At 71.2% G+C, this 19030-nt stretch carries 25 protein-coding genes; 12 read left to right on the plus strand and 13 right to left on the minus strand.

Annotated elements, in window-relative coordinates:
- Positions 1-45: 45 nt before the first annotated feature.
- The 9 genes from AB0A97_RS38245 to AB0A97_RS38285 form a co-directional block, all read right to left on the minus strand.
- The gene (locus AB0A97_RS38245; RefSeq protein ID WP_361159599.1) at positions 46-258 is read right to left on the minus strand and encodes a hypothetical protein; all 213 of its coding nucleotides are present in this window, start codon (positions 256-258) and stop codon (positions 46-48) included.
- A 1-nt stretch (position 259) separates the two neighbouring features.
- Positions 260-829: a hypothetical protein gene (locus AB0A97_RS38250; RefSeq protein WP_361159601.1), complete on the minus strand. Its 570-nt coding sequence runs from the start codon at positions 827-829 to the stop codon at positions 260-262.
- Positions 830-1005: 176 nt separating this feature from the next.
- A complete protein-coding gene (locus AB0A97_RS38255) occupies positions 1006-2925 on the minus strand; it encodes a hypothetical protein (RefSeq protein ID WP_361159604.1) in 1920 nt (639 codons plus the stop codon).
- A 65-nt stretch (positions 2926-2990) separates the two neighbouring features.
- Positions 2991-3437, minus strand: coding sequence for a hypothetical protein (locus AB0A97_RS38260; protein WP_361159607.1), 447 nt, complete (start codon positions 3435-3437; stop codon positions 2991-2993).
- Positions 3434-4246: a hypothetical protein gene (locus AB0A97_RS38265; protein WP_361159610.1), complete on the minus strand. Its 813-nt coding sequence runs from the start codon at positions 4244-4246 to the stop codon at positions 3434-3436. The genes AB0A97_RS38260 and AB0A97_RS38265 overlap by 4 nt, the downstream gene beginning before the upstream one ends.
- On the minus strand, positions 4243-4557 hold the full coding sequence (locus AB0A97_RS38270; RefSeq protein WP_361159612.1) for a hypothetical protein: 315 nt from the start codon (positions 4555-4557) through the stop codon (positions 4243-4245). Before AB0A97_RS38270 ends, AB0A97_RS38265 begins: the two co-directional genes overlap by 4 nt.
- Positions 4554-4904, minus strand: coding sequence for a hypothetical protein (locus AB0A97_RS38275; RefSeq protein WP_361159614.1), 351 nt, complete (start codon positions 4902-4904; stop codon positions 4554-4556). The genes AB0A97_RS38270 and AB0A97_RS38275 overlap by 4 nt, the downstream gene beginning before the upstream one ends.
- Positions 4901-5032 carry a hypothetical protein gene (locus tag AB0A97_RS38280; protein WP_361159616.1) on the minus strand — a complete coding sequence of 44 codons (132 nt, stop codon included), beginning with the start codon at positions 5030-5032 and terminating at the stop codon, positions 4901-4903. Before AB0A97_RS38280 ends, AB0A97_RS38275 begins: the two co-directional genes overlap by 4 nt.
- Positions 5029-5439 carry a hypothetical protein gene (locus AB0A97_RS38285; protein WP_361159618.1) on the minus strand — a complete coding sequence of 137 codons (411 nt, stop codon included), beginning with the start codon at positions 5437-5439 and terminating at the stop codon, positions 5029-5031. The genes AB0A97_RS38280 and AB0A97_RS38285 overlap by 4 nt, the downstream gene beginning before the upstream one ends.
- 604 nt (positions 5440-6043) lie before the next feature.
- Here AB0A97_RS38285 and AB0A97_RS38290 point away from each other — a divergent pair.
- The 8 genes from AB0A97_RS38290 to AB0A97_RS38325 all read left to right on the plus strand — a co-directional run bounded on the left by AB0A97_RS38290 (position 6044) and on the right by AB0A97_RS38325 (position 13770).
- Positions 6044-6958, plus strand: coding sequence for a sigma-70 family RNA polymerase sigma factor (locus AB0A97_RS38290; protein ID WP_361159621.1), 915 nt, complete (start codon positions 6044-6046; stop codon positions 6956-6958).
- 13 nt (positions 6959-6971) lie between these two features.
- Positions 6972-8303 carry a UTRA domain-containing protein gene (locus AB0A97_RS38295; protein WP_361159624.1) on the plus strand — a complete coding sequence of 444 codons (1332 nt, stop codon included), beginning with the start codon at positions 6972-6974 and terminating at the stop codon, positions 8301-8303.
- Between the two features lie 20 nt (positions 8304-8323).
- On the plus strand, positions 8324-9046 hold the full coding sequence (locus tag AB0A97_RS38300; RefSeq protein WP_361159627.1) for an ATP-binding protein: 723 nt from the start codon (positions 8324-8326) through the stop codon (positions 9044-9046).
- 725 nt (positions 9047-9771) lie between these two features.
- Positions 9772-9924, plus strand: a complete 153-nt coding sequence (locus AB0A97_RS38305) for a hypothetical protein (RefSeq protein WP_361159629.1) — start codon at positions 9772-9774, stop codon at positions 9922-9924.
- The gene (locus AB0A97_RS38310) at positions 9921-11168 is read left to right on the plus strand and encodes a hypothetical protein (RefSeq protein ID WP_361159632.1); all 1248 of its coding nucleotides are present in this window, start codon (positions 9921-9923) and stop codon (positions 11166-11168) included. Before AB0A97_RS38305 ends, AB0A97_RS38310 begins: the two co-directional genes overlap by 4 nt.
- A 78-nt stretch (positions 11169-11246) precedes the next feature.
- The gene (gene dnaB, locus AB0A97_RS38315; protein WP_361159634.1) at positions 11247-12629 is read left to right on the plus strand and encodes a replicative DNA helicase; all 1383 of its coding nucleotides are present in this window, start codon (positions 11247-11249) and stop codon (positions 12627-12629) included.
- 42 nt (positions 12630-12671) lie between these two features.
- A complete protein-coding gene (locus AB0A97_RS38320; RefSeq protein WP_361159636.1) occupies positions 12672-12944 on the plus strand; it encodes a hypothetical protein in 273 nt (90 codons plus the stop codon).
- 244 nt (positions 12945-13188) lie between these two features.
- Complete coding sequence (locus AB0A97_RS38325; RefSeq protein WP_361159639.1) at positions 13189-13770, plus strand: hypothetical protein; 582 nt, start codon at positions 13189-13191, stop codon at positions 13768-13770.
- Positions 13771-14481: 711 nt separating this feature from the next.
- On the opposite strand, the gene AB0A97_RS38330 is transcribed toward AB0A97_RS38325, so the two are convergent.
- Together AB0A97_RS38330 and AB0A97_RS38335 are read right to left on the minus strand one after the other, a co-directional pair.
- Positions 14482-14736, minus strand: a complete 255-nt coding sequence (locus tag AB0A97_RS38330) for a hypothetical protein (protein WP_361159642.1) — start codon at positions 14734-14736, stop codon at positions 14482-14484.
- Positions 14733-15056: a hypothetical protein gene (locus AB0A97_RS38335; RefSeq protein WP_361159645.1), complete on the minus strand. Its 324-nt coding sequence runs from the start codon at positions 15054-15056 to the stop codon at positions 14733-14735. Before AB0A97_RS38335 ends, AB0A97_RS38330 begins: the two co-directional genes overlap by 4 nt.
- 415 nt (positions 15057-15471) lie before the next feature.
- Between AB0A97_RS38335 and AB0A97_RS38340 the strand changes: the two genes are divergently transcribed.
- A complete protein-coding gene (locus tag AB0A97_RS38340) occupies positions 15472-15810 on the plus strand; it encodes a hypothetical protein (protein WP_361159648.1) in 339 nt (112 codons plus the stop codon).
- 175 nt (positions 15811-15985) lie between these two features.
- On the opposite strand, the gene AB0A97_RS38345 is transcribed toward AB0A97_RS38340, so the two are convergent.
- A complete protein-coding gene (locus tag AB0A97_RS38345; protein ID WP_361159650.1) occupies positions 15986-16342 on the minus strand; it encodes a hypothetical protein in 357 nt (118 codons plus the stop codon).
- Between the two features lie 160 nt (positions 16343-16502).
- Here AB0A97_RS38345 and AB0A97_RS38350 point away from each other — a divergent pair, with 160 nt between their 5' ends.
- From AB0A97_RS38350 to AB0A97_RS38360, 3 genes are all read left to right on the plus strand, one after another.
- Positions 16503-17285, plus strand: a complete 783-nt coding sequence (locus AB0A97_RS38350) for a hypothetical protein (RefSeq protein WP_361159654.1) — start codon at positions 16503-16505, stop codon at positions 17283-17285.
- Positions 17282-17848, plus strand: a complete 567-nt coding sequence (locus AB0A97_RS38355) for a hypothetical protein (protein WP_361159656.1) — start codon at positions 17282-17284, stop codon at positions 17846-17848. Before AB0A97_RS38350 ends, AB0A97_RS38355 begins: the two co-directional genes overlap by 4 nt.
- Positions 17849-18021: 173 nt before the next feature.
- Positions 18022-18651 (plus strand): hypothetical protein, encoded by a 630-nt coding sequence (locus AB0A97_RS38360; protein WP_361159659.1) that lies wholly within the window; start codon positions 18022-18024, stop codon positions 18649-18651.
- On the opposite strand, the gene AB0A97_RS38365 is transcribed toward AB0A97_RS38360, so the two are convergent.
- Positions 18648-18827: a hypothetical protein gene (locus tag AB0A97_RS38365; RefSeq protein WP_361159662.1), complete on the minus strand. Its 180-nt coding sequence runs from the start codon at positions 18825-18827 to the stop codon at positions 18648-18650. The two genes, AB0A97_RS38360 and AB0A97_RS38365, sit on opposite strands and share 4 nt — an antisense overlap.
- Positions 18828-19030 lie beyond the last annotated feature (203 nt).

The raw sequence follows: 19030 nt of genomic DNA on the forward strand, positions 1-19030 counted from the left end.
GGCCCGCCTCCGGGTGATGATGATGGTGATGACGATTACGCGCGGTCACCGCGACTGCCGCGCCGCCCAGTTCTCCAGCGTCAGCGCCAGGTCCCGCCAAGCCTCCGGATCGGCCTTGCAGATCGCGCGGCACCGGTCCCACCAGGCGTCGGCCCGGCCCGCGTCCCCGCGCTCCTGGACCTGGCGGGCCTGGCGGGCCTCCCAGTGGGCCCGGCGCCGCGCGGCCCGCTCCTCGGCGGCCGTCCGTACCTCCGCCACCTCAGGCCTCCTTGCGGAACAGGTCGTTCACGCCGCGGATCGGCGTCCCGCCGACCGTCGGAGCAGGCTCCTGGCCTGCGGTTTCGCCGTCGGCGGCCTGGTCCTCGCCGGGCGGCGGGGCGAGGGTGGCGGCGGTCTTGTGCAGGCTCTTGGCCGCCAGCGCGCCGACCGCGCCCTTGCGGGCGCCCTTCGCGGCCGCCTTGTCCGCGGCCTGCTGCGCGCGCTTGCCCGGCAGGGACGACACCTCGTTGACGTGGTCGGCGTAGGAGGTCCGCAGCGCCCCCGCGGCCTGCGCGGCCTTGCGCGACGCCTTGACCAGCGCCTTCAGGTGCCGGTCGACCTTCCAGGACCGCCAGCGGGCGGCGAACCGCCCATCACCGTCGATGTGCTGGCTGCGCAGCGCGGTCTGGAAGGTGGCGCGCACGGCCTGGTACTGGGACAGGTCCGTGTGGTGCTCGCGCTCACGGTCCAGCGACCAGGGGGTCAGGTGCTGGAGGTATAGCAGCGGCCGGAACTCGGCCGGCACACGGTTGAGAACCTCCTGCTCCACGTGCAGGTCGATCTCTTTCACGGTTGATCTCCTTTTCGGGGGTGGGGGCCCGCTCGGGGCAGAAGCGGGCCCAGCCCGCGGGATGTACTCGCCGACCGCACCAGGCGCGGACGGCGCAGAACTGGCAGATCGGGGGGGCGGGCCTGCCGGGTCGGAGCGCGGCGGGCCCGGCGGGGCGGTGGTGCTCGCCGTACCGCTCAGGAGGAACGGACGACGCGGATCTGGTTGCGGACCCACTCCGGGTCCAGGCCGCCGAACTCCTCGGCGAGGGCGGTAGGCGAGGGGGCCTCGCCCGCCCGGAGGATGTCGGCGGCGCGGGCCCGTACGGCCTCGCGCTGCTCGGCGGTGGGCCGGTTACCGGCCCGCTTACCGCCGCTGGACCGGCGGCCCTTACCGGTGCCGGTACCGGTGCGGTCACCGCTACCGGTAGAGCCCGGATTACCGCTACCGGTGGAGCGCGGCTTACCGGTCGGGTTACCGCTACCGGTAGGCGCCGGTTTACCGGTCGGCCCACCGCCCGGTTTACCGGTGCCGCCACCGGTGCTCTTGCCGTCCTCGTCACCGGCCGCACTACCGGTCTGCGGTTCCTGCGAGGCGGGCTCCGGCTCGTCGTCCTCCAGCAGGTTGTGCACCCGCCAGACCACCGTGACGATCACCAGCACGACGCCGACGATCAGTTGCTGCGGGCCGTGGGCGTTCGGGTCGGCGAGGTGGGCGGCGATGTTGGCGGCCGCCATGATGCCCAGCGCCCACGGCACGTCCGTCTTGCGCCGGAACGCGGTGACGGCGTACACGTCGATCGCGGCCGGCAGCAGCGGCGCCGCGTACTCGTGGATGCCGACGGTACGGGCGAGCATGTACTCGCCCTGGGCAGTCAGCCCCACCGCGGCCGCCAGGCCCAGCCACGGCAGGCCCCGCCAGAACCGGGCACCGGCCGACCGTCGCCGCTCAGACCTCTTGTCCTTCTTCGCCACGGCCTCCGCCGCCTTACGGCGGGTCGCCTCGGCCGTGCGCTGCATCTGCTCCGCCCGCCGGGTGGCCTCGACCGCGTCCTGGAGCACCTGCTGGCGCTCCGTCTCGGCGTCGGCGAGGACGGCCTGAGCAGCCGTACGGGCCTCCGCCTCGGCGGTGCGGCGCAGCTGGTCCGCCTCGGCGGCCAGCCGCTCACGCTGCTCCTGGCGCTCTCGCTCGTACTGCTCGCCGAGCGCCCGGACGTCGGCCTCGACCTCAGTTCGGACCGTCTCGGCCTTCTCCCGGTGCCGGGCCAGCTCCTCGTCGATCGCCGTACGGCGAGCGGCCAGGTCCTCGTCCAGCTCCAGGCGGGCCGTGCGGCGGGCCAGCGCCAGGTCGGCGTCGAGCGCGGCCCGGGCCGCGCGGATCTCGGCCGCCTGGCCCTGGGCCTGGTCCACGATCCGCGCGGCGTCGGCGAGCGCGTCGCGGTAGGCGGCCTCGGCCGCCGACCGGCGCAGCGCAGCGATGCGGTCGGCCTGCTCAGCGGCCTCGGTGAGGATCTGCTGGGCCTGCCGCTCGGCCTGGGCCAGCAGGCTGGCGGCCTGGTCCTCGGCGCGGCCGCGGATCGCCCGGGCGGCGCGGTCGGCGTCCGAGCGCACCCGGCCGGCGGCCGCGCGGGCCGCGGTGGCCATCTGCCGGGCCTGACGGCGGGCGCCGTCGGTGAGCGCCTGCGCCCGGTCCCCGGCGGCGGTGCGGACGGCGTCCGCGTCGGCGGCGGCCTGCCGCAGCCGGGCCCCGGCCGCCTCGGACGCCTCGTCCAGGACCCGCCGGGCGTCGGCGGCCGCCGCCCGGCGGACCGTACGGGCCTGCTCCTCGGCGGCGTCGAGCAGCTGCGCCGCCTCGTCGGCCGCGCGCTGCCGGGCCCCGTCGAGGACGTCGGCGGCCCGGTCCATCAGGTCCGCGGCCCGGTCGCGCAGATCCGCGAGGCGGGCCTCGGCCGCCTCCCGCACCTCCGGGCTCGGCGGCACGGTCGCCGCCGGGCCCGCAGGCTCGGCGGCCGCCCCGGGCGGGCGGCGCGGCGGCGGTGTCGTCTTCGTCGGCGGCGCCTTGGCCGCCGTCGTCTTCTTCCGGGGGGTCTTGCTGCGGGTCGCGGTTCGGGCGGCCACGCCTCACTCTCCTGTCGTACGTACGGAGGTGACCGCCCGTCGGGCGGGCGGTCACCGTGGCGTGGTCAGTCCTGGGTATCGCGGGCCCCGCCGTCGCCCTTCGGGCGCGGGGCGAGGTTCTGGTGCACCTCGTAGTCGGTCGCGTCCCACCCGGCCGGGTCGCCGTGCGCCTGGCGGAAGTCCGCGGCGCTGGCCGACGGGGTGCGCCAGGACTCCTCCAGCCCGAAGTAGGCCAGCCACTCGTCGGGCGGCGCGCCGTCGAGGTACCAGCGCTCGATCACTCCGCACACCCACGGTTCGGCGAAGAGCCACCACAGCGTCAGGACGGCGAGCGCGGCCAGCAGCGGGAGCGTGCCGCCCGTCGCGCGGAGGTCGACGAGGTCCGACGGCCCCTGGGCGCCGAACGCCGGGACCAGGGAGGCCGCGACGGCCACGCCGGTGAACACCACGAGCGGGAGGACGTTGTGCACCGCGAAACCCGCGGTGCGGGCGATCCGGTAGCGCCTGCTCATGCCGTCACCTCCGCAGGCTGCCCGGCGCGCACCCGGCGCTGCAGCTCCTGCTGGATCTGGTCGGCGGCCTGAGCCGCCCCGGCCCTGCGGGCGATCTGGTGGGACTTGACCAGCAGCAGGTTGTCCAGCGTGCCGAGCACGGGGCAGTCCGCGCAGCCCTCGGCGAGATGCGCGACCAGGGCCTCGTCGCTGATCTGCGGGTCGGCCACCGCGGACGGCGGCAGGGCGGCAGGCTGGCGGGCCCCGGCCTCCAGGGACCGGAAGTACTCCTCCAACGCCTTCTCCTGCGGCGCCGGCGGCAGGGCGGGCAGGGTGCGCTGGGCGCAGTGCCAGCCGGTGACCGGGCCGCACTCCGGCGCCGGGTCCCAGGTCAGCGGGGTCGGCAGGGCCGGGTCGGCCTGGTGTACGGCCTGGTCGGCCTGGCCCGGCGTGCGGTGGACGCTGTGGACGCGGCCGTCGCGCATCAGCACGTGCACGGGCCGGGTGACGGCGTCGGTGTAGTGGTCGAGCGTGGCCGCCAGCAGCTCCCGTACACGGCGCAGTTCGGTGACCTCGACGGCGGCGCGGTCCAGGTCCGCACCCAGCTGGTCGAGGCGGCCGCGCTGGGCGGCCGCCTCGCGCTCCAGCTCCTCGATGCGGCTGGCCCGCTCGACGGCGCAGTCGAGCAGCGCCTCGGCGGTCCGGTCGGCGTCGTCGCGCTCGGCCTTGATGCGCGCCAGGCGCAGCTGGACGGCCCGGACGCGCGCCTCGGAGTGCAGCCAGTCGGCGAGGAGGCGGGTGTAGCGGCGTGGGCTGATGAACCAGTTCATGAGGTGAACCCCCTGGTGCCCGCGCGGCGGGCGGCAGTGTGGGAGGAGAGGGTGAGGGCGGTGCGCCAGGCGCAGCGTCCGATCAGGACGGCGCCGAGCAGAGCGGGTACGGCCGTCGCCGACGCCACCACGACGTCGACGACGGCGGTCAGCACCCACTCCAGGACGGGACCGGCCGCGTAGCCGAGGCCGGTCCCGAGCAGGGCCAGCGCCACGAGCGCGGCCGGGTGCAGCTGGTCGGCGGTGTGCCGCAGGCGGCGCCAGGTCCGTCCGAGCCAGCGGGCGACGGGGGAGGAGGGGGTGCCGGTCATCCCGGCCCCTCCTCACCGCCGTATTCCAGGACGCGGCAGGCGATGCGGATCTGCGCGGCCGCCGCGGGCGGCAGCCCGGTGGTGTCGATCGCCTCCAGCAGGCAGACCGCCCGGGTCCGGCGCAGGACCGCGACCGTCAGGTCGTCGGTCGCGGCGTCCAGGTAGGCCGCGGCCGTGTCCGCCCGCGCCGTCGTGGTACGCAGCGCGTGCAGCGTGGCGGCGTGGTGGATGGACAGCAGCTCCGTCTCCTGGACGACCTCCTGCACCGCGTCGCCGAGGGCGGCCCGCCGGCGCAGGTCGTCGAGGACGCCAGCCGGGACGATCCGGACGTTGGCCGTCATGGTCATCGCCGGGCCCCCATTCCGGCCCGGGCCTGGCCGTGGCGCTGCAGGTCGGCCTCGGCCTTCTGCCGGGCCTGCTCGGCCTTGCGGACGGCGTCGGCGGCGTCCTTCGCGGCCCGCTCCTGCGGGGTCATGCGAGGTGTCCCGTGTGCGGCGTGCCCACGGCGGCGTCGAGGTCGGTGTCGACGGCGGCGACCAGGCCCTCGATCGTCTCGACGGTGATCTCGGCGCTGTCGACGGTGACGCACAGGTGGACCCGGCCCTCGCACATCGTGCCGAAGACGCGGGCACCGCCCGGGGTGCGGGTGATGCCGCTGTTCTCCAGCTCGCCGATCAGGGCGGGCAGCAGGTGGGCGGCCAGGGGGTTGACGGTGAGGTCGGCGGTGATGGTGCCGGGCGTCACGGTGACGGCGACGTCGACGCCGACCCGAGACAGGCTCTTGACGTCCTCGTAGACGCTCCACGCCTCGGCGACGACGTCCTCGACGCCATTGGTCAGGGCCTCGGGACGCAACGGGAGGGCGGCTGAGATGATGGACATGCGGATCGTCTCCCTGTGACTGGGTTGGTCCGTGACAGCCCCCGGCACACATGGCGTTCCAGCGCCGTGCCGGGGGCTGTGCGCCGTCGATCGCGACCGACGGCGCGGTGAGCGGATGGGGAGTTGCACACGCTGGCTCGACGCCAGCCCCGACCCAACCCCTGGGGCCCTGCTCAGATCCGCTCTCGGGCTGCCATGCGGCCAGCCCCCCGCTCAAGACCACACCAACCAAAAGCGCTGGTGAGGGGGTCATCTCGTCATCACTGACGGCAGGGGCGCCGCGGCCCGAAATTCATGTCCACTGTGGAGTTCTCAAGGCCAACAGGTACTTCTCCGACCGGACCGGTCCGCAGTTTCACGGGGCCCAGGGGTGGATCCGGAGCGCACTTAAGGCATGACCGTGCCGAGGTGCACCCGCCGCAGAGCGAGCGCAATAGCGCGAGAAGCGCCCTTGACGTGCATGTATAGCTAACGCAACGTGTCGATTTAGCGCGCTAAACCGGCCGTGCACTGAAACCATAGGACTGGCCCGCGGCGCGAGTCAACCACCTTGAACGGTAGGGTTTAGTGCGGTAAACATGCCCAGGTAACGAAGGGAGGCACGATGGAAGAGGAACGGCCTGACGCGACCGCGTCTCTATCGCAGATCGACACGGCTTACGACGTCACACTGGCCCGGCTGAAGGAGCTGTCCGATCCCCTAGAGCGGGCCAAAGCCGCACATGGCCTGGTCAGCCGAGTGCAGGACTACGGCAACGAATTCCAGGCTGTGCGCAACGAGGCCATGAACGAGACGCTGCGCATGGGCAAGCTCTCCAGCACTCAGCTTGCGGCCGAACTCGGCATCAGCAAGGGGCGAGTAAGCCAGCTCGCCAAGGGAGCACCGCCAGAGCGTCTCTTCCTCGGCTCGGGGAAGGTCATCGTCGCAGTCGGCGAGAAGCTGGAAGAGGGCAAACTGCAGGACGGCCGTACCAAGGCGATGCGGAGCTCCGCCATCGTCAAGGAGGACGTCCAGACGTACGAACAGCTCCGGGAGCTGGCTGAAGATGTTGGCCTGGAGGTCGCGTTCGAGGGGATCCCGGTCGGCGGCAACGTCCGGCTCAACCGGAACAACCTCGTGGTCATCTGCGGCCCGCGACTGTCGCCTCTGATCGAGCAGATCCTTGAGAGCGACCCTCACCTGCGGTTCGAGAAGGACGACGACGGCTGGTTCCTCTCCGACCGGAACACTGGCGAGATCTACCGTTCGCCGGTCGACCGAGGCGAGAGCGCCGACATCGCCTACTTCGGTCGGCTCCCACGCCCCGACGGTCAAGGAACGTTCTTGTACATCGCTGGCATCCACGCCATCGGCTCCGGTGGAGTCGTGCACTGGCTCACCCAAGAGCTGGCCAGCACGCACCGCGAGCTCAAGGCCAGGCGGTTCTCCACACTGATCGCCAGCCGCTTCGATCCCAACACCCTGGAGATCGTCGCGAGCGAGCGCATCACGTCGTTCTACCGCCCGGAAGGGGCCTGACGTGCAGGTATCCATGGCATCGACCCAAGGTGTGGGTGCCGCGAACGAGGACACAGTCCACGTCAGCCCCACCGGGGTCGTCGTGCTGGACGGCCTGTCAGCCCCCAAGGACCTGCCCATGGGCTGCAGCCACGGCACCCCGTGGTTCGTCCGGCAGCTCGGCACTCACCTGATCAACCTGATCGGTGACAGTGCGACCCCGATGCGCGAAGCACTGCGGACCGCCATCGACCAGGTCAACGGCCTGCACCGAGACACCTGCGCCTTGGACCAGGAGGCCGTCCCAGCCTCCACCGTCGTGATGATCCGTGAGCGCGCCGACGCCCTCGACTACCTGGTGCTCTCCGACAACGTGCTCGTGCTTGATCTCGGCGACAAGGGCATCAAGACCGTCACTGACAAGCGGGTCGAGGAGGTAGCGGGGGACGAGATGCGGGCCGCGCTCCAGGGGCCGACCGGCACCCCCGAGCACACAGCTCGCGTCTCGAAGCTGGTCTCCGTTCAGCGGCGGTTGCGCAACCGCCCCAACGGCTACTGGGTCGCCGCCACCGATCCGGCCGCCGCCGACGAGGCCATCACCGGGACCGTCGAACTCGCCCAGGTGCAGCAGGCTGCGCTGCTCACAGATGGCGCGAGCCGGCTCGTCGACTCGTTCGACGCGCTCACCTGGGCCCAGCTGCTCGACCTCCTGCGGACGGAAGGCCCGGCAGCCCTGATCGCCCGGACTCGCAAAGCCGAGCTCGCCGACCCAGACGGCGAGCGATGGCCGCGGTTCAAGCGCAGCGACGACGCCACCGCCGCGTACGTACGCATCGGCCAGCCGGTACCGCTGTCCTCCGGTGCTCAGCGCCTGGAACGGGGCAAGCGCACCGGATCTTCATGGGGTTCCGGGGAACGGTCCGACGGGCATACGGCGATGATGGCCACCGCTCCGCGCGACGTGGCAGCTGCGCTCGGTGTCGCCCCGGGTGACAAGGTCATCCGGCGGACCCGCGTCTACCGCGACAGGCACGGCATCGTGGCGCACTCAACATCCTGGATTCCTAGCGAGTTCGCCCGAGCCGTGCCCGAGCTGCTGCGCAGTGAGCGTCTGCAGGGCGGCACCTCGTTGGACCTGATCGCCCAGAGGACCGGCCGCCACGCCGTGAAGCGCGACGATAAGACGGCCGCCCGCACCACTACCGATGAGGATGCCGAGCTCCTGAACCTAGAGCCCGGCGCCGCCGCGGCGATCCTCGTGCTCTCTGCGCGGTTCCTCGACAGCGAGGGCCGGCCACTGGAGTACGGCGTGGACCTCGGGGCCCCCGGCCGCACCCGGGTCGAGACATCGGATGTGGCGCTGTGAGCGGGGGCGGCGTGGACGTAATGGACGACGACCTCACCAACTTCCTTGAGCAGCGCCTAGAGCAGCTGCTCCGTGCCCAGCGCCTCGGCATCCTGCCGCCGGGCGACGACTACGAGATCGCCCGAATCGGTGACACACTCGCGTGCCGCCTGCCGGGGATGAAGGAGCACATGCGCGTACGCGTGCCGCGCTGCGTGTTGCTGAGCGCCCTGCCCGGGGCCGGCAAGACCACGCTGTCGATGACCCTCGCCGCCCACGGCATAGTCAGGCTCTGCCCCGACGAGGAGATGTTCCGGCGCCACGGGCAATACGGCGTCGACTTCCCACGGGGAGCATTCAAGGTGCGGGAACGCCCGGTGCTCGACGACCTCGCAGCCGAACTGCACGAGCTGCTGACGGCGGGCAAGGACATCGTGTTCGACCACGGGCTCTGGACTCCGGAGGAGCGGCTGCAATGGCGCACGCTCGTCACCGAGGCCGGAGCCGAACCACTCATGCTGTACATGCCCGTGCCGCACCACGAGCGGTGGAACCGCATCAAGGCGCGCAACGCTAAGGCCCACGTGGATGCGAACTCGATCTCGTTCTCGGAAGAGGACTTGCTCCGGTACGCCGGCCGCTTCATCCCGCCCGTCAACGGCGAGCCTCACGTCGTCTACGACGGCCACCCGGAGTCTGTCCTGCGTGCGCTGGGGTACGACGACACTCCGGCCGCAGCCCCCAGGCCACGCCGTGCAGGCTGAAGGTGGAGAATGCGGCCCGGAAGCACAACAGGCCCTACCCCTGCGGGGTGGGCCTGCTGGTCGCCACGTCGGTTGTGGAAGGTCGACGGACGATCAGACACCCGATCTCACGTCTCGATGAAAGGTGCCTGCGGATGTGCAGGCTACGCGTACCCGCCGACATGCGGATGCACCACCCCCGGTTCGACACGCCGCCCCGCTCCCGCTCAGCGAGCCATTGCGCAAGATCGCTACCGGAGAACGGGACGCCGGAACCTCCTGCGGCGATCGAGCGTTCACACACACCACATGCGTCGTGCGGACCTGCGCAACGCGTCTCTTACCAGCGCGTTCCCGGTTTCCGAAACCGGGGGAACGAATCGATCGTGGTGGTCATGCACGCACGCGCCCCGTAATGACGAGAGCCGCCACCTGCGGGAACAGGTGACGGCTCTCAATGATCACGACTCTGCCCAGGCCCTGAGAAAGCCACTGTTCTGAGTCGTACGTCGGCGGTAACGCCGGGCTCCCGACCCCTCGGGGCCCGGTCACCACTCGCCAGGGTAACCGGCCGAGCTGCGTTTTCGCAGCACTGCCCTCGACTTGTCTAGTTACCCGACGAGACCCCGCCGACGTGCGGCTCCCGTACCCCGAAAGGGGCCGCACGCACCATGCGCCACCTCCCCCGACGCCGTCCGTCACGGCAACCCGCGACAGTAACGTCCGCGGCCACGTACACCAGCGCCGTGACTCAGACACAGACGAAGAACAGCGCTCTGACCAGCCCTTCCGGGGGTGTCCGCTCTGGCGCATACAACGACGGCGTGACGACGACGCCCGTGCTCAACAGCACCACCATCGCCCTGTCCACCGCGGCCGCCATTGAGGTGGCCAAGTGAACGACCCGAACGAACTCGACGAGACCCTTGAGGTCACCCTTGGCCGACGCGCCCCGTTCAGCCAGCTCGGCGACTGGGTGCTGTTCTCCGGCGTGGACTCCGACGCCCGGACCCTGTACTGGGGCCTGTCCGCCCACATCAACACCAGCGAGCGCAGCGACACCGAGGTCTGGCCGGGCCTGGCCACACTGGCGAGGATCCTCCAGCTGAAGAAGCCGGAGCACGTCGCGAAGTACATGCTGCAGCTGGAGGTCATCGGCGCGATCGAGGTCGTCCGCACGATGATCGGCCTGGTCCGCCGGAACCGGTACATCGTCCACCAGACTCCGCCGGCCTCCCACACCGGCGCACGGTCGACGAGCGAGTGGTACGCGCTGAACCGCGGCCCGAAGGGTGAGACCCCCGAGGACCGCAAGGAGCGCGAGGCCCAGTTCGACCGGTGGCTGGCTGCGGTCCGTGATGCCCTCAAGGCGCACTGCGACAAGGTCGCCAAGGCCCGGACAGCCGCGAAGAAGGCGAAGGCCGCGATGCCACCCGTCGAGCTGTTCACGGCACCGCCCCTTGCCGACTTCCGTACCCCCTTCGATGGGGGTACGGCGCGACCTGCAGCGATCCGCAAACCCGCAGGTCAGCCCGTACCCCCACGGAAGGGGGTACGTACCCCCACGGAAGGGGGTTCGGTACCCCCACAGATGGGGGTTGAACGAGACCAACATCAACTAGACCAATCTCTCTCTCGCTCCTCAGGCGCCTCAGGTGCACCGACCGACGAGGCTGACGCGCCAGAGACGAGAGAGACGGCTTCGCCGAAAGACAACTCCGCTTCGGCTGCTGCCGGGGTCCCCGAGCCCTGTGACGGCCAGGCGGACGACGGGCGGCACCGGGAGCTGCTGGAGATGCTGCTCGGGCTTCCCGGCCGGGACCGGATGAACCGCAACGAGGTGGCCGACATGCTGCTGCCTCTCGCCGTTGAGGCCCTGGCCGCGGGTTGGACGGCGCCGAAGCTGCGTAACCACCTGGCCCGCAGCTGCGACCCGGACCGGGTCTTCAAGCCGACGGCGATCTACCGGATGCACCTCAAGGCGCTCCCGCCGGCCCCGGCCGGTACGGGCAGTCACCCGGCGGCGGCTGCCCCGGAGTGCTCGAAGTGCAACGGGTCCGGCCTCGCCGAGGACCCGGAGACCTTCTTGCCGATCGGACCGTGCGAGTGCCGCAAGGTTCCCGCCCTCGCGGCCGCCTCCTGATCTTCCCCGTACAGCAGCAGCGGCCGGAAACCTTGCCCGGCCCGGCCGCTGCCCGAATCCCGTGAACGGAGATCCACCATGAGCGTAGCCATCCCCGCGCCCGCCGCGTCCGGCGAGGACATCGACCCGCGCGACTTCGAGCGCATCCCGCCGCAGGACCTGGAGGCCGAGCAGTCCGTCTTGGGCGGCATGATGCTGTCCAAGGACGCAATCGGCGACGTCGCCGAGGTCCTGCAGGGCTCGGACTTCTACCGGCCGGCGCATGAGACGGTCTACCGGGCGATCCTCGACGTACAGGCCAAGGGCGAGCCCGCCGACCCGATCACGGTCGCGGCGCACCTGACCAAGACTGGTGAGCTGGCCAAGATCGGCGGTGCCGCCTACCTGCACACGCTGGTCCAGCAGGTGCCCACTGCGGCGAACGCCGAGTACTACGCCGAGATCGTCTACGAGGCCGCCGTCGCCCGGAACCTCGTCAGCGCAGGGACAGCTATCGCCACCAGCGGCTACACCCGCGGCGGCGACGCTGACGAACTCGTCGAGCGGGCCCAGGAACGGCTGTACGGCGTGGTCCGCCAGCGCGGCGACGAGTCGCTGATGGACGCCTCGTACGGCATGGACGACACGTTCGACGACATCGAGGCCGCCGGGAAGCGCAAGTTCGGCGAGCTCACCGGTGTGCCGACCGGCTTCGCCGACCTCGACGCCCTGACCCTCGGCCTGCAGCCGGGCCAGCTCATCCTGATCGCCGGGCGCCCGGCGATGGGCAAGAGCACGCTCGGCCTGGACATGGCCCGGTCCGCCAGCCTGAAGTACGGGCGGACCAGCGCGTTCTTCTCCCTGGAGATGAGCCGCAAGGAGCTCCACATGCGGCTGCTGTCCGCCGAGGGCCCCGTCGCCCTGCACCACATCCGCTCCGGCCAGCTCGACGACGCCGCCTGGAAGCGGATGGCCAAGGCCAAGGCCAAGGTCGACGCCGGGAACCTGCTCCTGGACGACTCCCCGGAGCTGACCGCCATGTCGATCCGGACCAAGGCCCGTCGGCTCAAGCAGCGCGGCAGGCTCGACCTGGTCGTCATCGACTACCTTCAGCTCCTCCAGTACGGCGGCGGCCGCCGCCCGGAGTCCCGCCAGCAGGAGGTCTCCGACATCTCCCGCCAGCTCAAGCTCATGGCCAAGGAGCTCCAAGTGCCGGTCGTCGCGCTCTCCCAGCTCAACCGCGGGCCCGAACAGCGCACCGACAAGAAACCGCAGGTCTCCGATCTGCGTGAGTCCGGCTCGCTTGAACAGGACGCCGACGTCGTGATCCTGCTGCACCGCGAGGACCAGTACGAGAAGGACTCCCCGCGCGCCGGCGAGGCCGACCTGATCGTCGGCAAGCACCGCAACGGCCCGACCGCGATCATCACGACCGCCTTCCAAGGCCACTACAGCCGGTTCGTCGACATGGCCCAGACCTAAAAATCGGACAAGAGCGCTAATTAGTGAGAGGTGAGGATGGCCGTGCAGGAGATTCGCCGGAAGAACCAGCCGGACGTCGTGGTGGTGCCGGAGTCGGTCATCAACGACACGAAGATCACGCTGACGGACCTCGGGATCTACGTGCAGTTGGCACACCTGATGGAGCTCTACATGCCGCCGCATGAGGAGGACGAGATGGTGAAACTGCTCGTGGAAGCCCTCGAAGGCCAGGCTCACACAGACCCGCAGGTGATCCGGGCGAGCGTCCAGAACCTGGTCGAGGCGGGGCACCTGTGGCTGACCCCGCGACAGTGACCGGTCCGGGTGGCAGGCTGCCGTCCGTCTAGTCACACAGACCGCCCCCGGCGCACGTCCGCGCCGGGGGCGCCGTACGTCAGCGGCCGGCCGGCACCGACGACGCCTCTGGCCATGGGGAAGGGCGCGCAGCCCCTGAGCGAGCCGATTTGGTCGTGGCGAATGAAATCGCCGAACCACGATCGTGCAGCTGCTCGCCTCGCGAAGATGGCCACCTCATCACCGACATGGCGGAGAGGCCCCGATGTCCCAGAACGAGACGACCGAGCCCAGCATCGGACACGAGACCGGCACGCAGATCCTCAAGGCCGGCAGCGCGGTCAGCAGCCGGGCTGAGCTGATGGACTTCCTGGAGGAGGTGGCGACGATCGCGACCCTGCTCCAGGGGGCACTGGCCACTGCGGCCTGGCGTGGCCAGATCTGCGAAGGGGCTCCCCTCGACGAACGGCCGCCCGTCAGGGACATCGAGGAAAAACTTTCCATGCGCGACCTCAACGGTCGGACGCCGGGTGAAGCCGCGTTCAGTCTGGACATCTTGAACACCATGCACGCGGCCGGGGCGCTCGGGGACCTGGCGAACACGGCTTGGACCGCCGGGCTCGCAGAGGACACCCGTGTCCAAGTCGATGCGGCTCATGCCCAGCGTCACCGGAACAACGCCGAGCGGTACAAGGACTTCCTGGGCGGAGTCGGGCGAGTCCTGAACGAATCCGTTCCCGAGGACGCACGGGAAGCCGTGAGCGCAGCGTTGCGCAGGGAGTACGAGCGCGTCTGGCCGAACAGGACAGACACCTCGGCCGCCGACGAGCCTGACCCGCAGCGGTAGCTATTCCTCCATGGCAGACGCCCCCGACGCGCATGTCCGCGCCGGGGGCGTCGTACGTCAGCGGCCGGCCGGCACCGACGACACCGTCGGCCGAGGGCAGTGGCGGCAGGCGTCGGCCGAGCTATTAACAGGCCCGAGCGCCCCCGGCCTGGGGTAATGGGGGACGGCACGAGCCGTCCCCCATTACCCCAGCTCAGGCCACCTCTCCGCCCCCTCCCAGCGCGGATGATCTTGACCCCCTCGCGCTGAAGGCGGATGCCGTGACCCCGGCTTCACGACGGGAAGAGGCCGGGAGACGGCCGGTCATGAGCGTGCCAACACCGGCGAGTAACGAGCGCTCGGGCCTGTTAATAGCCCAGAGGGAGAGAGGCGCGGCCCGTCACCCATTCGGGTGACGGGCCGCGCCGCGGTACTGACGCTGAGGGGAAAAGTGCAGGTCAAAGCTAGAAAGGAGCCCTTCGGGCACGACTTTCCACACCATCGGCTTCGCCGATGAACACGGACGCGCTTCGCGCGGCGACCTACAAGAGCACGGCGGCGCGTCCCTGGATGGCCGTGTGCAGCTCCCGGAGCCTGCCGGGGCACTCGGGGACGGAGAGGTGGAGTTCGAGGCTCCACGGCCCATTTGCGGGCCGTCTCGGAGGTGTTCCACGTGGTCGCCCCCCCGGCGGTGGCGGGTGTCCGGGCTGGTCAGTGGAGCTATGCGGTAGATCATCCGCATATGTGACCAGGCAGGCCGTGAGCACTGCCGTTCGGTTCCCCTCCCGCAACCTGTCCGTGCTTCCAGGCGGTGAGCTCCTGCTCCTGGCCGTCGCTCTCCTCGACGAGCCGAATGACCACACTGTCGTCGCTGCCGTAGAGCCCGACCCAGTCGCGCCAGATCCGGCGGGCGGTGGTCTCATCAGCCCACTCCCCGGTGACCGCCGGGCCGTCCGCCCGGAACTGGAGGCTGACGCGGTACGTCACCGGGCGTCCTGACGGGCGATCCAGCAGGCAGCAGTGATGTGCCAGTGGATCTCGGCGCCCGTCCGGTCCTGAAGACCTTCGGGCAGGTCGTCCATGCTCTCGGTGAGGATCTGGTCGGCGCGGGCCATCGCGTGGACGTAGAGGGTCAGCGCGGGCAGCGTCACCTCGCCGAACACGGCGGTGACCGTGTCGCGCACGTCCTTGGCGTAGAGCTCCAGCAACTGCTCGCCCCGATCGCCGTGCGCCAGAGCATCCGCGATGTTGGCGCCGGCCGCGTTGTCGAGCCAGTCCTGAATGGTCGGCCACGATCTCTCGCTCATGAAACGAGTGTTGTCGTCGCCGGGGCTGGCTGCGTGCCGCACTCGCGCGGCATCCGCGTGACGCGATCGCCGAACGTGCTGGCCCGGCTGTCCGTACGGGCTACCGCACCGCGCGGGCCGCCTCCGCCCGCGCTCCACTGGGGTGAGGGCGAGCGCGGCCCCGGCTGAGGGGTGTCTCGGCGCCGGGTGGAAGAGCAGCATCCGGGCGCCGGCATCCTGCAGCGCGCCCCTGTTGCCCCTGTTGCCCCTGTTGGACCCAATGGGGGTAACAGGGGTTGACCAGCCGGATTACGAAAGCGCTCGGCGCCCCTTGCGGCAGGGCCGCCGAGGAACGCCGGAAGACCGTCACGCAAGATCGCCTGCCGATCCGGGACGGGCCGTACGCGGGCCGGTGACGCCCGGCTACGCTCCCGCCATGACGCCCCCGCTCCCCACCGCCGACACCGTCCGCGCGCTGGCCGTTTTCGTCCAGGCCCGCATCGAGGAAGGCGTCGAGCAGCTGCTTCGGCGTGTGCCTGCGGAGGAGCGCGACAGCCCCGGCGTCATCGAGCTGCTCCGTATCCCGCACGCCCTGGGCCGGGCCGCCGACCTCGCCGCACGTGAGCTGGAGGGCGAGCTGCTCTGCGATCCGGTCGACGAGAGCGCCGCCCGGCTGCTGTGGTGGACCCTGCTGAACACCGCGCACCCCTTCCGGGCCCACCCCGACGTCCCCGCCGGCGCCCGCGAGACGCTGGAAGCCATCGCCGGGACGTGACCGAACATGTCCGCGATTCACGGACAGCGGCCGCAAGTCGTCGAGGCAGCACCTCTCACGGCACCTGAGACGGTCGTCGCGCCCAACCCCGCCGCCCGCCCCCTTTAGGGGCGTTGGAGCTAACAGGTCTGACTGTGCCTGGACAGGGATTACTCCTGGCCGACGAGACGGGCCATCAGTCCTTGTACCTGAGGGAGCCCAGGCCGCTGTGAGCACGGGTCAGGGAGTCGTACAGCCTCTCGGCCGCGGTGCGGGCAGCATCCAGACCGTGGAAGATCTCTCCGAGGTCGTCTTCGAGATGGTGGTCCTTGTCGCTGCGCAGGTGGCCGCCCTCGTTGAGGCCAGCGATAAGACGAGCGGCCTGGTCCAGGGCCTGCGGCAGCATCATCGCCATCGGGGAAAGGCTGCCGATCAGGCTGTAGACGTCGCCGGGGTACTTCCAGTCGCGACTGCGGCTCCTGGTCAGCTCGTTGATGACTCGCATCGCTTCGGCCGCCACGTCGGCGAGCTCGGCGGGCGTCTTGTCGGTCATGGCTTCGGGTCCTTCGCGACGAGCCGAGGCCGCCGCACGGCGCCCCGAGTCCATCTTGGTGGCTCGGACCGGCAGTCCGTGAGCGAACGCCGAAGCCGGGACGCGAATCAACCTGTCCGCGATTCGCGGACAAGTGCCGTGTGATGGCAGGCTGCCCGCCATGGCGAAGCAGACCGACCCCGAGATCCGTGAACAGCAGCTGCAGGAGGCCGAGGCACTGCTGCGGGCGAGGTACGGCGGCGGCCGCGGCTGGCACGACCCCGTCCGCGCGATGCACGCGGTACGCGCGGCCGCCGACGGCTACGGCGCCCTCGACGACACCCAGCGGCCGCCGGAGGTGCCGGCCGACGACGTCCTCGCCGCCCTCACCCAGCTCGACGAAGCCCGGGCGGCGCTGGACACCCTGGAACGCGACCTCACCCGGGCCGCCCGCGAGCGCAAGGCGTCCTGGCAGCAGATCGCCGACGCCCTCGGCCTGGCCTCCCGTACGAGCGCGGAGAGCCGCTACGTACGCCTGCAGCGTGACGCCGCCTCCTACCGCGGCGACCGCTACCCCGAGCTCCAGCGCGCCGAGCGCGCCCGCGACAGGGCCGGTGACGCCTGGTGCCACGCCAACGAGGCCCGGCTGCGGGCCGCCATGTGGGACCTGATCTGCCTCAACGACGAGTGGCCGCAGCTGGCTCGCACCGCCACCTCGGACCAGATGAGCGCCTGGAACCGCGACCTGGACGGACCGGGGCTCGCCGCCCGGCTGCACTCCCTGCACCTCGACCTCGACGCCTACAGCACCGAACCGCCCGCCAGCACGGCGGCCGCCGCCGCCCGTGACGAGGTCCTGGCGCTCCTGGCCGAACTGCGCGCCGCCCGCCACGGCCTGCCCGCTCCCCGGACGGACGCACCATCAGCGACCTCGCAGGACTGCGGTTCGTTGCCCAGGCCGTGAGCGACCTGTACGACCGCGCCGCCGCCGTTCTCGGGCAGGACGAGCGCGGCATCCGCTGGCCCTACGGACTGGCGCCCCCGCTGCGCCGCACCGACCCCGCGACGTACGAGCAGGGCGCGGCGGACACCCGGGCCCGCCAAGAGGTGATGGTCACGTGGGCGCAGCGCTACGGCCTGCGGCTCAGTGAGGCCGGCTGCTGCCCGCGATGGCTGCTGCGCGACGGCAGCCAGGGCTGCCGCCCCCGCTACGGCGTCGGCGACCCGTGCACCCGGTACGGCACGCCCCACCCCGACAGCGGCTGGCTGGACCACACGGTGACCTGGCTCAAGGACACCCGCCCCGCGGCGCTCACCGCCGCTCCGTACGACGTCGACGACCACGACCGGCGGCGCCTGGCCCACTGGGAGCGCGCCGACCCGCGACTGCGGTCGGCCATCGGCACCGGCTGGTACGGCTTCGGCACCACGCAGATCGTGCTGTGGCGCAGTGACCGCGTCGCCGAGGTCCGGGCAGCCGAACCGCTGGTTAGGGCCGTTGGGACCAACAGGACCAACCAGCCCTGACCAGTCGTCCGCGATCCGCGGACGCGCGACGCATCTGGTCGCAGTTGTACGAGCGCACTCAGGTTGGGGGTATTGGGGCTAAGAGGTCCAACCGGTTCGGCGGAAGCTCTCCCACGGCCCCGGCTCGTTGACCAGCGCGGACGGCGCCGTCCGCAGGCGCCGGGAGAGACGAGGTGAAGACCGTGACCGAGGTGGTCGCCCCGGAGGTACGGGCCGCACAGCGGCGGATCGTCAGCACGATCAACGCGTCCGGGAAGCTGAACGCCGACGGGCTGGCCATGTGGCGGGAGGCCGACTGCGGCGAGTGGAAGGCCACCGCCGCCGACATCGGCCGGGACCTGGACCTGCTCCAGGTTCCCCACACCATCGTGTCGGCCTTCCGGTTCCCGCTCGCCTCCTCCTACAGCAAGGCGATGCGCAAGGGCGAGGAGGTCCGCATCCTGCGCAAGGACCTGCCCCACATGGTGCCGTGGATGCCGTCGCTGGAGCAGACCGTCGCCGACATCCCCGAGGACGCCCCGGGCTGGGACTTCGTCCTGTTCCAGCCCCGGGCCGAGGGGATGGCCATCGCCAAGCTGGCCTTGTCGGCGGAGTGGCCCGCCTGGTCGAAGAAGCAGGCCCGCGCCGCCCGGCTGGTCTGCGCGGAGTGCGACTACGACCTGCGCGAGCTCAAGGACGAGACTCGGCTGCCCTACGACATCCGGCTTCCCGAGCGGCCCAAGACACGGCGGCTGGTGTGCGGGCAGTGCTGCAACGACGGCGTGGACGAGATGAGGCGCCTGGCCGCGCTCGCTGCCAGCTAGGCCAGCGGTTCCCCGGTCAGCGGGTGAACAGACACCAGGTCGACTCCGTGCGCGGCCGCGTACCGGATGATCCCGTCGTCCACCGTGGCCGCGTTCTCGGCCGCGAACCCCTCTGCCTGCATCTTCCGGTCGAGCGCGAACAGTTCCTCGCGCGTCTTGTCCTGCGTCTCAGTCACAACAGCACCTTATCGGGCCTTTCGGGCCCTGGCCGAACTGCGCGCCGACCGTCACGGCTGCGTAGGTTAGGGGTGTTTCGGCCGCGCGCAGTACCGTCGCCGTACAGAGCCCTCGCCGAGCGGCCGGCCGCACCACCAGCAGCACGGGCCCTCGGGACCACTGTCACCCATGAGCGGACCGTACGGCCGCCCTCGTGCGACGA

The sequence above is a fragment of the Streptomyces sp. NPDC045470 genome (assembly GCF_040646595.1).
GTDB lineage: Bacteria > Actinomycetota > Actinomycetes > Streptomycetales > Streptomycetaceae > Streptomyces.

Coding starts and splice junctions, on each gene's coding strand:
- AB0A97_RS38290 (WP_361159621.1), top strand. CDS start 6,044: ATGGAAGAGGAACGGCCTGACGCGACCGCGTCTCTATCGCAGATCGAC.
- AB0A97_RS38265 (WP_361159610.1), bottom strand. CDS start 4,246: ATGAACTGGTTCATCAGCCCACGCCGCTACACCCGCCTCCTCGCCGAC.
- AB0A97_RS38300 (WP_361159627.1), top strand. CDS start 8,324: ATGGACGACGACCTCACCAACTTCCTTGAGCAGCGCCTAGAGCAGCTG.
- AB0A97_RS38275 (WP_361159614.1), bottom strand. CDS start 4,904: ATGACCATGACGGCCAACGTCCGGATCGTCCCGGCTGGCGTCCTCGAC.
- AB0A97_RS38260 (WP_361159607.1), bottom strand. CDS start 3,437: ATGAGCAGGCGCTACCGGATCGCCCGCACCGCGGGTTTCGCGGTGCAC.
- AB0A97_RS38285 (WP_361159618.1), bottom strand. CDS start 5,439: ATGTCCATCATCTCAGCCGCCCTCCCGTTGCGTCCCGAGGCCCTGACC.
- AB0A97_RS38340 (WP_361159648.1), top strand. CDS start 15,472: ATGACGCCCCCGCTCCCCACCGCCGACACCGTCCGCGCGCTGGCCGTT.
- AB0A97_RS38345 (WP_361159650.1), bottom strand. CDS start 16,342: ATGACCGACAAGACGCCCGCCGAGCTCGCCGACGTGGCGGCCGAAGCG.
- AB0A97_RS38350 (WP_361159654.1), top strand. CDS start 16,503: ATGGCGAAGCAGACCGACCCCGAGATCCGTGAACAGCAGCTGCAGGAG.
- AB0A97_RS38325 (WP_361159639.1), top strand. CDS start 13,189: ATGTCCCAGAACGAGACGACCGAGCCCAGCATCGGACACGAGACCGGC.
- AB0A97_RS38335 (WP_361159645.1), bottom strand. CDS start 15,056: ATGAGCGAGAGATCGTGGCCGACCATTCAGGACTGGCTCGACAACGCG.
- dnaB (WP_361159634.1), top strand. CDS start 11,247: ATGAGCGTAGCCATCCCCGCGCCCGCCGCGTCCGGCGAGGACATCGAC.
- AB0A97_RS38295 (WP_361159624.1), top strand. CDS start 6,972: ATGGCATCGACCCAAGGTGTGGGTGCCGCGAACGAGGACACAGTCCAC.
- AB0A97_RS38270 (WP_361159612.1), bottom strand. CDS start 4,557: ATGACCGGCACCCCCTCCTCCCCCGTCGCCCGCTGGCTCGGACGGACC.
- AB0A97_RS38280 (WP_361159616.1), bottom strand. CDS start 5,032: ATGACCCCGCAGGAGCGGGCCGCGAAGGACGCCGCCGACGCCGTCCGC.